The organism is Microvirgula curvata (assembly GCF_054781615.1).
This window is the reverse complement of the sequence record NZ_BAAGUB010000010.1, coordinates 232,632-245,752: the sequence shown is the minus strand read 5'-3', so window position 1 is coordinate 245,752 and position 13,121 is coordinate 232,632. Positions and strand designations below refer to the sequence as shown.

Genomic DNA, 13,121 nt, shown 5'->3' with positions numbered 1-13,121 from the left:
GAGCGGCTGCAGCTGCAGGCCGGCCGGGACCTTGAACTGGGCGCCAGCCAGGCAGCGTCGACACAGGACACCCGGCTGCAGGCCGGCCGTGACCTGACGCTCAGCGCCGGGTACAGCCGGCACACGCTTGACCACTACCGGCAGCAACTGACCAGCGGGGTGTTCCGGGGCGGCAGCATCGGCTTCACTGCCGGGGAGCAGGAACAGCGGCACCGGCAGCGGGAGGAGGGGGAACGTGCCGTGGCCAGCCTGGTCGGTGCCACCGACGGCGGGGTGACCCTGTCCGCCGGCCGTGACTACCGGCAGACCGGCAGCCAGGTGCTGGCGCCTCGCGGCGACATCGGACTCGATGCGCAGCGGATCACGCTGGGCGAAGCCCGCGAGCGCAGCGAACAGCGCGACGACACCACCTTCCGCCAGTCGGGTCTGTCACTGCGGGTCAGCAGCCCGGTGATCACCGCTTACGAAACCGCCCGCCAGCTGCAGCAGGCCTCGGCCGACAGCGACGACCCGCGCCTGAAACTGCTGGCCGGCGCCGGCGGCGCCCTGGCCGGCAAAAACCTGTACGACGCGCTGAAGGCCAATCCGAAGGGAGGAGGCGTCACCGTCAGCCTGACCGTGGGCAACAGCCGCAACGAGCAGCGACAGCAACGGCACGGCGAACAGGCCCGGGGCGCCCAACTGGTGGCCGGCGGCGACGCCAGCCTCCGTGCCCATGGCGCGGGCGAGGACAGCGGAATCCGGCTGCGCGGCAGCGAGATCCGCGCCGGTGGCGACCTGAGCCTGAGCGCGGACGGCGCCCTCACCGTCGAAGCCGCCCGGCAATGGCAGCAACAGCGCCGCCGGCAGCACGGCAGCCAGGGCGGATTCGGCCTCGCCGCCAGCTACGGCGGGGGCCAGGGCAAGGGAGCGGCGGTCGGCTTCCATCTCCGCGGCGGTCTCTCGCAGGGTCGAAGCGAGGGCGACGACGTGGAACAGCTGCCCGGCCGGCTGGCGGCCGGCGGGACGCTGACGCTGAACGCCGGTGGCGACATCACGCTGCGCGGCGCCGAAGGGCGCGGTCGGCGGATCGAACTCCGGACCGGGGGCGGCCTGAGCCTGGAAAGCCTGCAGGACCGGCATGACTTCAGCCAGCGAGACATGTCGCTGAACGCCAGCGGGACCTACGGCTATGGCTACTCGGTCAGCGCTGACGCCAGCCTGCAGCAGATCAACAGCGACTACCTCAGCGTGCGCGAACAGACGGCACTGCGCGCCGGTGACGGCGGCTTCGACCTTGACGTGGCCGGGACGACCACGCTGAAGGGCGCGGTGATCGACAGCACGGCGGCCGCGACGCAGAACCAGCTGCGGACCGGCTCGCTGAACCACAGCGCCCTGATCAACCGTGCGGCCTACCGTGCCAGCAGCTTCAGTGCCGGCGGCGGCTACAGCGGAGGCGGGGGAGGGACGGGGACCCCGCAACAGGACACCCCGCAGGGCGACGCCCCTGCCAGCGACAAGCAGACCGGCGACCCCCAAACCCGCAGCCCGCTGCAGGGCGGCGGAGTCAGTATCGCCCCGCCGGGCGCGATGGCGGCCAGCGACAGCGCGAGCAGCGTGACGCGCAGCGCGATGGCGCCCGGCACGCTGGAAGTGGCCGACAGCAGCCCGGCCCAGACTGCTGCCCTGGCCAGCCTGAGCCGGGATACCCGCGCCACCGGCAACGCCCTGAAACCGATCTTCGACCAGAAGCAGATCGAAGCCGGCTTCGCCATCGTTGGCGCACTGCAGCGGGAGGCCGGGACCTTCCTGGGCAACCGGGCGCAGGAAGCGGATGCACTGAAAGCGCAACTGGACGACGAGACCGACCCGGCGCGCCGCCTGACCCTGGCACAGCAGTACCGGGAAGCGGCCAGGTGGGGGCCGGGCGGCGACTACCGGCGGGTGGTCACGGCACTGACGGCCGCTGCCGGGGGCAACGTCAGTGGGGGGGCCGCGCAGATGCTGCAGGGGGCGACGGTCAACTACCTGCAGGGACTGGCGGCGGAGAAGGTCAGGGATCTGGCCGACAAGCTGGACAGCGAAACGGCCCGGACGGCCCTGCAGGCGATCGTCGGCTGCGCGGGAGCGGTGGCGCAGGGCGCGGACTGCGGCAGCGCGGCGCTGGGTGCGGGCGCCAGCGTGGTGATCAGCAACCTGCTGTATGGCGCGAACAGCGGGACGGCACTGAGCGGAGAAGAAAAGGAAAAGCGCGAACGGTTGATCAGCAGCCTGGTTGCGGGGGCGAGCGTAGCGGCGGGAGGGCAGGCTGCGGTAGCGATGTCGGCGGCGCAGATCGAGGCGGAAAACAATTACCTGAGTGCGACGGAAGCCATGGCACTGGATCAGGCATTACAGGGATGCCAGAAAAAGGGCAACTGCACTGCGGTCTGGGAAAAATTCAAGGAAATAAATGAAAAGAACCGGGCAGAACTGGATGCGACATGCCAGAAAACGCCCTTGGTTTGCGCCGACCTTGTAAAACAGATTGTTGCCGGAGGTATTGAAGCAACACAACGGCCGGCCTGGCTGTTCAACTCGATGGACACAGAAGAAGCCAGGGCCTTTGTACTGCGTGAGAATGAAAAAGACCTCGCAAGGATAGATGCCACAACCCCGGGCTGGATGAGTTTCGTCGCCTTTGTTGGGGACCCGGAAAACCAGTTGGCGCTGGCGTCGCTGGGCAATGCGGGGAAAGAGCTTGTAAAGCTGGCAAGAAGCGCTTTGGAGGGCGTGGCGAGGAAAGGGACAAGTGCCCCGCTGGGGCATGCGTTGGCCAGGTCGCCGCCGGGGATACACAGCGGAGGGGGGCTGGGGAATGACGTGGGCAGGACTGTCGTTCCCAAGAGCGCAGGGGTTGTAAATGAAATTCCACAGATTACCCTGAATCGCCAAAGCGGTATCGAGTTCGAGCGTCAGGTCATTGAAGCATTGGGCCATGTAGGGGCCAGGAAAAATACAACTTTATTGACTACGCGGCTTCCTAATGGCGCGCAGGCCACAACGATTCCTGACTTGTGGGGAAAAAACGTCGGCGGTATGCTGGAAGTTAAAAATGTACAGAGGCTTTCCATGTCTAATCAGTTGCGAACTCAGATTCAAATTGCACGTGATACTGGGCAACCTTTAAATATTGTTGTAAGTCCAAGGACTATTAATGTTTCTGGAGAAATCATAGAGGGAGTGAGAAAAACTGGTGGGGGTGTTTACAGATATAATCCAAAAAGCGGTAATTTAACGAAATTCTGAAAAATCATGAAGCCATATGTGAGATTTACAATAAATACCAGGGCTGAAACCATTGGATGGAGTGTTGGCGAGCGGCTTATTGACTCATTGGCTATAAATGATGGAGCGCTCATGCCAGAGTATGTGTCACATAACGCCGATAAGGTTACTGATCCGTTTGTAAATAAATCTAAGGCCGAAAATCTTTGGGCTGAGAAAGCAACCATACGTTTCAATGGGGCGCTTTCCGAGTTCTATCAGGATTTTGCGTGGCGGAGGAGAAAAAACACCAAGTACACAGGGAGGGTTTGCCATACATTTCGCGATTTTTATGGGAAAACTGTTCCTGGCTCTATTTGTTTGACTTCGGCTTGTAATGAAAACATTGACTGGTATCTTCTTTTTAAAACATGGTGCGAAATTTTTCCGCCGCAACTTGGAATGCTTCACCTGTTTAGCAAGCCAGAGCTTGGTTCGGATAAAAAATACGATAGCTTCCAACTTGGGATATTTAATGAGGCACTCAATCCGGATGTGCCGAATATTGGCTGGGCCATGTTTTATGGTGATGAATTTGCTGAGGCGGTAGATTCTGAACGAATATCGGCAGCAGGGTTTCCTGTTGAAAAAATGGGCAATGGCTATTTGGTCAGGGTGACTGAAAATATTCAAGACATCGTGAGCGATTTTTCGGTTTTTTCAAAGCGTCGCGCTGAACTAAAAAGCCTGTTCCCGGCAGGATTTTTCCTCATTGAGGATGAGCCGCTTGGTTAAACAGGCCTGCGCGGAAGCAGGTCAAGCCCCGGCAGGCTGGTCGCGACGTGTGCCTGTCGGTGGATGGGAAAATCTGGATTGACCAGGAGCCGGCCCGATTGCCATCTGCCTGGCACTACCAGCAGGCCAGTAACCTGAGTCAGTCGCTACCGATGGTGGTGATCGCAGCAGGTCCGGAAGTACTGGCCGGGCTGACGGTCAGGAAAATGACCATCAGCGCGATGCTGGGAGGCGGATTTGATACTGCCGGGCAGCTGTTCAGGGGGCAGCCTTACCGCGGTGGGCAGGCGGCGGTGGCGGCCTTGACCGGTGCTGTGGCCTATCCATTCAGTGGGGTGTCGCTGTGGCGTGATGCCGCGATAGGGGCGGATCAATATTTTATCGATGTGAAGTTTTTGATGTGACTGAAATATTGGTCAATATGCAAAAAGCGGACCTTTATCTGGTGCCAGGCCGCAGATCGTTGTACGGCTCAGTTCAGAACAGTGACATCCACAGTACTCCCAACGTCTTGCAACCGATCTTCAACCCGCTGCAGATCGAAGCTGGCTTCGCCATCGCTTATCTCGATTTCTGCATTGATAGCCATTTTTTCGCATTTCCGCCCCGCCGGGCCCCCGGTTATCGTGGCTGCGCATCCCGAAGCGTGAGTCGGGTCCGTTCATCAAGAAAAGCGAAGGGCTTCCATGTCTGTTTCCCTGACCAGGCCCGCCCGGGCGCTGGGGCGTCATGCATTGCCGTGGCTGGTACCGGCGCTGCTGATCGCGATCTGGCAACTGGCGTCCGGGCTGGGCTGGATCAATCACCGGGTACTGCCGGCGCCGCTGGACGTACTCAAGGCCGGCATCGAGCTGACGCTCAGCGGCGATATCTGGGCACACCTGAAAATCAGCTTCTGGCGGGTCAGCGTCGGTTTTGCCATTGGCGGCAGCCTCGGGCTGGTGCTGGGGCTGGTATCCGGCCTGTCGCGGCTGGGCGAGGGGCTGTTCGATACCTCGCTGCAGATGCTGCGCAATATTCCGCCGCTGGCGCTGATTCCGCTGGTCATCCTGTGGTTCGGTATCGATGAATCGGCCAAGGTGTTTCTGGTGACTTTCGGTGTGCTGTTCCCGATCTATCTGAATACCTTCCACGGTATCCGCACCATCGATCCGGCGCTGCTGGAAATGGCGCGCAGCTATGGGCTGAAGGGCTTTGCGCTGTTCCGCCATGTGCTGCTGCCGGGGGCCTTGCCGTCCATTCTGGTCGGCGTGCGCTACGCGCTGGGCATTGCCTGGATCATCCTGATCGTGGCGGAAACCATCTCGGCAAGCAGCGGCATCGGCTATCTGGCGATGAATGCCCGCGAATTCCTGCAGACCGATGTCGTGGTGCTGGCGATCCTGCTGTATGCCCTGCTGGGCAAGGCAGTGGACATGCTGGCGCGTGCGATCGAACGCTACAGCCTGCGCTGGCATCCGTCCTACCAGACCGCGCAGTAAGGAATCTGAAATGAGTGTACGAGAAAACCTGAATGGCGCCGCGCTGGACATGCGCGCGGTCGGCAAGCGCTTTGGTCCGCGCACGGTGCTGGACGGGCTGAACCTGCATGTGCCGGTCGGCCAGTTCATTGCGGTCGTCGGTCGTTCCGGCTGCGGCAAGAGCACGCTGCTGCGGCTGGTGGCCGGGCTGGACAAGCTCGATGACGGTGAACTGAATCGCCATGATGCCGGCCAGGTGCGGGTGATGTTCCAGGATGCGCGGCTGCTGCCGTGGAAGACCGTACTCGACAATGTCGGTCTCGGGCTGGACGGTGACGACAGGCAGGACCGCGCGCGCCAGGCACTCGACGAGGTGGGGCTGGCCGATCGCGGCCATGAGTGGCCGGTACGGCTGTCCGGCGGTCAGCGTCAGCGCGTGGCACTGGCGCGGGCGCTGGTGCACCGGCCGCGCCTGCTGTTGCTGGATGAACCGCTGGGCGCGCTCGATGCCCTGACCCGCATCGACATGCAGCAACTGATCGAGCGCCTGTGGCGGCAATATCGCTGCACGACCCTGCTGGTCACCCATGATGTCGGCGAGGCGGTCGCCCTGGCCGATCGTGTGGTGCTGATCGAAAACGGTCGGGTCGGACTGGATCTGCCGGTCGATCTGCCGCGCCCGCGCGACCGTGCGGACCCGCGCTTCGTGGCGCTGGAAAGCCGGGTGCTGGCCCGGGTGCTGGGGCAGGATACCGGGGCATCGTGATGCCGGTTCCGCGCGTGGCCGGGGCTGCCCCGGCCACACGGGACTATTCCGGTGCTCGCGACAGCTGCAGCGCCTGGCGCACGGTCTGCTCGTCGAGGCTGGACGAGCACAGCTCGATAAAGCGATAGGCGTAGCTGCGCAGATAATGGCCGCGGCGGATGGCCAGCCGGGTGGTCTGGCTGCCGAACAGCGGGGGGCCCTTCAGCTCGGTGATGCCGTGGTCACGGGACGGGTCCACGGCCATCGACGCGACAATGCCCAGCCCCAGCCCCAGTTCGACATAGGTCTTGATGACATCGGCGTCCAGCGCCGTCATGACGATGTCCGGCGTCAGGCCGGCCTCGGCAAAGCCACGGTCGATCTGGGCCCGGCCGGTGAAGCCATGGTGATAGGTGACGATCGGGTATTCGCTGATCGCTTCCTTGCTCAGGGTCTGCGCCTGCTGCAGCGGGTGATCGACCGGGGCGATCACCGAGTGATGCCAGCTGTAGAACGGGAACGACGCCAGTTCCGGCACGTCGGCGATGGCTTCGGTGGCGATGCCGATATCGGCCTGACCATCCAGCAGCAGACGGACCAGCTCGTCAGGACTGGCCTGATGCAGCACCAGATGGACCCTGGGAAAAGCCGCCTTGAACGCGGTAATGACCCGCGGCAGCGCGTAGCGCGCCTGGGTGTGGGTGGTGGCGACGGTCAGCTGGCCCTGGTCACGCTGGCTGAACTGCTCGGCCAGACGCTTGATATTGCCGGCGTCGAGCAGCATGCGCTCGACAATGACCAGCAGCTCCTTGCCCGGGTCGGTCAGACCGAGAAAGCGCTTGCCCTTGCGGACAAACAGCTCCACGTTCAACTCGTCTTCCAGATCCTTGATGTGCTTGCTGACGCCGGACTGCGACGTGAACAGGGCATTGGCGACCTCGGTCAGATTGAAATGCTGCCGGACCGTCTCCCTGATGATGCGTAATTGCTGGAAATTCATGCCAAACCTGCCATATCGGTTGGAGGCCACGCACCGGTCTGGCCGGCCCGGCCTGATTGCTAATAACCGGATGCATGATATTGGCGTGTTTTATATTTCAAAAATAACTATTGATTTGCTGCTTAGCACCGCGGATGCGGTAGAAACGGCAACGGCCCGGTTTCTGACCGGGCCGTCGGGGCAGGGCGGGCTCGCGCCTATTTCGGTGCCTGCCAGACGATGTCCCTGACCACCAGCTTCTTCGGGATCAGCTTCAACTGGTAGAAGGTGTCGGCAATGCGCTGCTGGCCGGCGATGATCTTGCCGTCCAGCGGCTTGACGCCATACGACGCGCGATTGGCCGCCAGCTGCACGATCGACTTGTCGAGGCCGATCTGTGCCGACAGCACATCGGCGACCTCGTCGAGGTGGGTCTTGCTCCAGGCATCGAGTCTGGCCAGTTCCTCGATCACGGCCTTGATCACGGCCGGGTTCTTCTTCGCATAGCTGCCGGACGACAGATAGAACTGGTTGTTGTCGACCACGCCGCCGCGGCCGTCGGCGATCCGTCTGGCGCCGGTCTGCTTCTCGGCAGCGGCATAGAACGGGTCCCAGATCGCCCAGGCATCGACACTGCCGCGCTCGAACGCGGCACGGGCATCGGCCGGCGGCAGATAGACCGGGGTGATGTCGCTGTATTTCAGGCCGGCTTTCTCCAGTGCCCTGACCAGCAGGTAATGCACGTTCGAGCCCTTGTTCAGCGCCACCTTCTTGCCCTTCAGTTCCTTCACGCTGTGAATGGCCGAATCCCTCGGCACGACAATGCCCTCACCGGCCGGGGCCGGCGGTTCGGTGGCGATATACAGCAGGTCGGCGCCGGCCGCCTGGGCGAAGATCGGCGGGGTTTCGCCGGTGGTACCGAAGTCGACGCTGCCGACATTCAGCCCTTCCAGCAGTTGCGGACCAGCCGGGAACTCGGCCCACTTGACCTCGATGCCCAGCGGCGCCAGGCGCTTTTCCAGTGTGCCACGGGCTTTCAGCAGCACCAGCGTGCCGTATTTCTGGTAACCGATGCGCAGCGGATCGGGTTTGTCGGCGGCGGAGGCCAGGCCCGGCAGGGCGATGGACAGGCCGATGGCGGCCAGCAGTCCGATCAGGGTGCGGCGGCGGGGAGTAAACGGTGTCATCAGGAGCCTTTGTCTGAATCAGGGCCGCGACAGGCGGCCGGGGAGAGGGGAAGAAAGCGTCAGTGCCGCAGCCCGAGCAGGCGTTCGGCATTGCCGTGCAGCACCTTGTCCAGCACCGATTCCCTGAAGCCGAGCGCGATGAAATCGTCGATCGACTGCGAGATCGGGCGGAACGGATACGATGACCCGAACAGGAACTGGTCGGCCATGAAGCCGTTGGCCGCGTCGACATAGCGCTGGCTGCCGGGCACGAACAGGTACATGTCCGGGATGACGTGGATGTTCTCGTGGCGGAAGGCGAGGCCGACGACCTGATCCACGTTCGGCCAGAAGCCGTGGTAGCAGACGATGGGCAGCTGCGGAAAATCGCGCGCAACCCGTGCCACCGGCGCCGGGTCGTTGAACGCCGGGTCGGGGGTGGTCGGCCCGGTCATCAGGCACACCGGCACGCCGAGTCGGGCGCAGGTCTCGTAGACCGGGTAGAACACCCGGTCGTCGGCCCGTCGTGCCGGCTCGCCAAAGCCGGGCTCGATATCGATGGCGGCCAGCCCCAGCTGTCCGATGGCCCGTTCGGCCTCGTCGACGGTAGCCAGTCCGTCGCTGGCCGGGTCGACGCCGGCGATGCCGATCAGCACCTCGTGCTGGTGGACGATGTCGTGGATCAGGTCGTTGGACAGCCGCTGCGACGGAATCTGCCGGCCGACCACCACCGCGCGGGACAGGCCGGCCTGGCGCACCACGTCGAGAAAGCCGTCGCGGGTCAGCGAGGCGGTGAAATGGCTGTCGTCATGCGAACCGACACGGCGGTTCAGCCAGCGTGCCGTCTCGAAGGCGGCCGTGCCCGGCGTGGCGCCGAAGAAATCATGCAGAAAGGCCGGCCGGCAACGCATGTCGATCACGGGCGTCGTCATGCGGCCACTTTCGCGCGGACGGTGCTGGCGTCGAACGGCCCGCCGGTGATGACCTGGGCGCCGGACACGGTGTGTTCCTTGCCCGGCAGCAGCGGAAACACCAGCTCGGCGAAGCGGAAGGCTTCTTCCAGATGCGGATAGCCGGACAGCACGAAGGTGTCGACGCCGAGGTCGGCATATTCCTTCAGCCGGGCGGCAACGGTCTGCGGATCACCGACCAGCGCGGTGCCGGCGCCGCCGCGCACCAGACCGACGCCGGCCCACAGGTTCGGGCTGACTTCGAGCCGGTCGCGCCGGCCGCCGTGCAGTGCGGCCATGCGCCGCTGTCCTTCCGAATCCATGCTGGCGTAGCGCTGCTGGACTTTGGCAATCGTCTCGTCGTCGAGGTGGCTGATCAGCCGTTCGGCGGCGGCCCAGGCCTCGTCACTGGTCTCGCGGACGATGACGTGCAGACGCACACCAAAGCGGACGCTGCGGCCATGACGGGCCGCGCGTTCGCGGACGTCGGCGATTTTCTCCGCCACGGCCGCCGGCGGTTCGCCCCAGCTCAGGTAGGCATCGACCTGTTCCGCCGCCAGCTCGTGCGCCGCCGGCGACGAGCCGCCGAAGTACACGCCGGGATACGGTTTCTGCACCGGCGGGAAGTAGTTCTTCCCGTCGCGAATCTGGTGGTACTTGCCGTCGAAGTTGACCGTCTCGCCGGCCAGCAGCTGGCGCCAGATGGTCAGAAACTCGCCGGCTTCCGCATAACGGGCATCGTGGTCGAGGAAGATGCCGTCCGCCGCCAGTTCGGCCGCATCGCCGCCGGCGACGACATTGATCAGCAGGCGGCCGTGCAGCGCCTGGTCCAGCGTGGCGGCCATCCGCGCTGCGGCGGCCGGACGGGTCAGCGCAGTCCGCACCGCGACCAGCAGCTTCAGCTTCCGCGTCACCGGTGCAATCGACGCGGCGGTCACCCACGGGTCGACGCAACCACTGCCGGTCGGAATCAGGATGCCGTCGTAGCCGAGGGTATCGGCCGCCACCGCCACCTGACGCAGATACTCGTTGGTCACGCTGCGGCCGGAGGCCGATTCCCCGAGATAGCGCGTATCGCCGGAAGTGGGCAGGAACCAGAAAATGTCGAGACTCATCGTTCATTCCTTGTGGCCGGTTCCGGAACGGAAGCGGCGGATAACAACAAAAGGGATGAACGATTGTAGAAAGTGCCCCGGAGCCGGAGAACTGATTAAAACTGCATAGTTAATCTGCCAGATGCATAACCGGCACGAGGTTCCCGTGCCGGGATTGATTCCGGCTTCCGTCATGGCTAGGGTGAAGGCCGGCAGCGGCCATTCCCGTGTCAGACAAGGAGTCAGAAATGCATATCGAACTTTCCGGCAGGACCGCCATCGTCACTGGCTCTACCGCCGGCATCGGCCTGGCGACCGCGCGCGGGCTGGCGGCGGCCGGCGCCACGGTCGTGGTCAACGGCCGGACCCGCGAGGCAGTCGACCGCGCACTGCAGGAGATCATGGCCGCGGTGCCGGCGGCAAAGGTGTACGGGGTGGCGGCCGATCTCGGCCAGGCCGAGGGCTGCGAGACGCTGCTGGCGGCGCAGCCGGCGTGCGACATTCTGGTCAACAATGTCGGCATCTTCGGCCCGCAGGATTTTTTCGATATTCCCGACAGCGAATGGACCCGCTTCTTCGATGTCAACGTGATGTCCGGGGTGCGGCTGTCACGCGCCTATCTGCCAGGCATGGCCCGGCAGCAGTGGGGGCGGGTGGTGTTCCTGTCCTCGGAATCGGCGCTGAACATCCCGGCCGACATGATCCATTACGGCATGACCAAGACCGCGCTGCTGTCGGTGTCGCGCGGGCTGGCCAAGCGCATGAGCGGCACCGGCGTCACCGTCAATGCGGTGCTGCCCGGTCCGACCCTGTCCGAAGGTGTCGCCGCAATGCTGAAGGCAGATGCCGAGGCGGCCGGCCAGACCATTGCCCAGGCCGGTACGGCCTTCGTCAAGGCCCACCGCCCATCGTCGATCCTGCAGCGGCTGGCTACGGTCGACGAAGTCGCCAATCTGATCGTCTATGCGTGCTCGCCACAGGCCTCGGCCACGACCGGCGCGGCGCTGCGGGTCGATGGCGGAGTGGTCGACACCATCGCCTGATCGCGCTCAGTCGGCGGCCGGGCTGCTCCACGGTGCATCCCGGAACGCATCGACCAGAAAATCGACCAGCCGGCGCACCTTTGGCGGCAGATGCTTGCGGCTCGGATAGACGGCATGGACGCCGAGCGTGGCCGCGCGGTAGTCGGGCATCAGCTCGACCAGGTCGCCGCGGCGCAGGTCGTCGTCGACCAGGAAGCTCGGCTGCAGCATGATGCCGCCGCCGCGCAGCGCGATGGCGCGGCAGGTATCGCCATTGTTCGAGTCGACGCAGGAGTGCGGGTGGATCGAGACCCGGCCGTCCGGTCCGTCGAAGTGCCATTCGTCGCGGTCGGCCCAGTTGGTGTAGGCGAGCACGCGATGATCGGCCAGCTGCTGCGGGTGCGTCGGTGTGCCGTGCGCAGCCAGGTAGGCCGGTGACGCGCACAACTGCATGCGGGTGGTCGCCAGCTGGCGGCTGATCAGGGTCGAATTCGGCAGCGAACTGATGCGCACCGCCAGGTCGTAGCCCTCGTCGACCATGTCGACCAGCCGGTCGTTCAGCGTCACGTCCAGCGACACCCGCGGGTAGCGTTCCAGGAAGGCTGCCCAGCATGGCGCCAGGTGCAGGATGCCGAACGTGACCGGCACATTGATGCGGATGGTTCCACCGGGCTCGGCGGCACGCGAGCTGACCTCCGATTCCGCCTCGTCCAGCGCCGCCAGCAGCTCGCGGGCGCGCAGGTAGAACAGTCGCCCTTCCTCGGTCAGCGACAGCCGCCGGGTAGTGCGCTGCAACAGGCGCACGCCCAGGCGCTTCTCCAGCGCGTCGACATGGCGCGACACCGCAGCTTTCGACATGCGCAGCGGCTCGACCGCACCGACAAAACTGCCGGCATCGACCACGGCAGTAAATACGGTCATTTCCAGAGCGCGATCCATATTGTTCCATTTTTCGGGATGGTAAGTCTTTATTCTACGTGTTTATCAGCAAGGTCCGGGTCAATAAACTGGGGGCTCCTGATCAAGCAACGCATAGAGGCAACAGCATGAACATCACCGTTATCGGTACCGGCAACATGGGTTCGGCCTTCGTCAAGCAACTCACCCGGGTCGGCCATGTCGTCCGCGTCACCGGCCGCGATCTGGCCAGGGCGCAGGCACTGGCCGCCACCTATCCGGGCGCCACCGCCGCGCCGGCTGCAGAAGCGCTTGGCGACAGCGAGGTGATCGTGCTGGCGACCGGCTTTGACGATGCGGTGCCGGCGCTGCGTGCGCTCGGCCAGCTGGACGGCAAGGTGGTCATCGACATCACCAATCCGCTGACCGCCGACTACATGGGCCTGACCCTTGGCCATGACACCTCGGCGGCCGAGGAAATCGCCCGCGCCGTGCCCGGCATCGAACTGGTCAAGGCGTTCAACACCCTGTTCGCGCCGGTGCTGGCTGATGGCCCGCAATTTGCCGACGGACAGGTCGCGCCGGTGTTCTTTGCCAGCGACAGCGAGCGTGCCAGACAGACGGTGAAGGCGCTGATCGACAGCCTCGGCTTCAGGGCCGTCGATGCCGGTCCGCTGAAAAACGCCCGCTACCTGGAGCCGCTGGCCGGTCTGAACATTTACTTCGGTTATGGCGCCGGCCTCGGCACCGCCATCGCCCCGACCTGGATCGCCAAGGCCGCCTGA

General features: G+C 64.2%; 12 protein-coding genes. 7 read left to right on the top strand and 5 right to left on the bottom strand.

Annotated elements, in window-relative coordinates:
• The 5 genes from ACYVG8_RS05815 to ACYVG8_RS05795 form a co-directional block, all read left to right on the top strand.
• The coding region (locus tag ACYVG8_RS05815; RefSeq protein WP_460745154.1) for a hemagglutinin repeat-containing protein at positions 1-3,270 on the top strand (3,270 nt) is incomplete at its 5' end.
• A 6-nt stretch (positions 3,271-3,276) separates the two neighbouring features.
• Complete coding sequence (locus tag ACYVG8_RS05810) at positions 3,277-4,023, top strand: hypothetical protein (protein ID WP_460745153.1); 747 nt, start codon at positions 3,277-3,279, stop codon at positions 4,021-4,023.
• A gap of 47 nt (positions 4,024-4,070) precedes the next feature.
• The gene (locus ACYVG8_RS05805; RefSeq protein ID WP_460745152.1) at positions 4,071-4,427 is read left to right on the top strand and encodes a hypothetical protein; all 357 of its coding nucleotides are present in this window, start codon (positions 4,071-4,073) and stop codon (positions 4,425-4,427) included.
• Positions 4,428-4,709: 282 nt separating this feature from the next.
• Complete coding sequence (ssuC, locus tag ACYVG8_RS05800) at positions 4,710-5,504, top strand: aliphatic sulfonate ABC transporter permease SsuC (protein ID WP_036384724.1); 795 nt, start codon at positions 4,710-4,712, stop codon at positions 5,502-5,504.
• Positions 5,505-5,514: 10 nt separating this feature from the next.
• Positions 5,515-6,249 carry an ATP-binding cassette domain-containing protein gene (locus ACYVG8_RS05795; RefSeq protein ID WP_051528608.1) on the top strand — a complete coding sequence of 245 codons (735 nt, stop codon included), beginning with the start codon at positions 5,515-5,517 and terminating at the stop codon, positions 6,247-6,249.
• A 43-nt stretch (positions 6,250-6,292) separates the two neighbouring features.
• Here ACYVG8_RS05795 and ACYVG8_RS05790 read toward each other — a convergent pair whose 3' ends face one another.
• The 4 genes from ACYVG8_RS05790 to ssuD form a co-directional block, all read right to left on the bottom strand.
• Complete coding sequence (locus ACYVG8_RS05790) at positions 6,293-7,228, bottom strand: CysB family HTH-type transcriptional regulator (RefSeq protein ID WP_028497817.1); 936 nt, start codon at positions 7,226-7,228, stop codon at positions 6,293-6,295.
• A gap of 197 nt (positions 7,229-7,425) precedes the next feature.
• Positions 7,426-8,394 (bottom strand): sulfonate ABC transporter substrate-binding protein, encoded by a 969-nt coding sequence (locus ACYVG8_RS05785; protein WP_028497818.1) that lies wholly within the window; start codon positions 8,392-8,394, stop codon positions 7,426-7,428.
• A 59-nt stretch (positions 8,395-8,453) separates the two neighbouring features.
• The gene (locus tag ACYVG8_RS05780) at positions 8,454-9,305 is read right to left on the bottom strand and encodes an amidohydrolase family protein (RefSeq protein WP_460745151.1); all 852 of its coding nucleotides are present in this window, start codon (positions 9,303-9,305) and stop codon (positions 8,454-8,456) included.
• A complete protein-coding gene (ssuD, locus tag ACYVG8_RS05775; RefSeq protein WP_028497820.1) occupies positions 9,302-10,438 on the bottom strand; it encodes an FMNH2-dependent alkanesulfonate monooxygenase in 1,137 nt (378 codons plus the stop codon). The genes ACYVG8_RS05780 and ssuD overlap by 4 nt, the downstream gene beginning before the upstream one ends.
• 227 nt (positions 10,439-10,665) lie before the next feature.
• Between ssuD and ACYVG8_RS05770 the strand changes: the two genes are divergently transcribed.
• Positions 10,666-11,460, top strand: coding sequence for an SDR family NAD(P)-dependent oxidoreductase (locus tag ACYVG8_RS05770; RefSeq protein ID WP_028497821.1), 795 nt, complete (start codon positions 10,666-10,668; stop codon positions 11,458-11,460).
• A 6-nt stretch (positions 11,461-11,466) separates the two neighbouring features.
• Here ACYVG8_RS05770 and ACYVG8_RS05765 read toward each other — a convergent pair whose 3' ends face one another.
• A complete protein-coding gene (locus ACYVG8_RS05765; RefSeq protein ID WP_233495184.1) occupies positions 11,467-12,360 on the bottom strand; it encodes a LysR family transcriptional regulator in 894 nt (297 codons plus the stop codon).
• 125 nt (positions 12,361-12,485) lie between these two features.
• Here ACYVG8_RS05765 and ACYVG8_RS05760 point away from each other — a divergent pair, with 125 nt between their 5' ends.
• Positions 12,486-13,121 carry an NADPH-dependent F420 reductase gene (locus ACYVG8_RS05760; protein ID WP_107889472.1) on the top strand — a complete coding sequence of 212 codons (636 nt, stop codon included), beginning with the start codon at positions 12,486-12,488 and terminating at the stop codon, positions 13,119-13,121.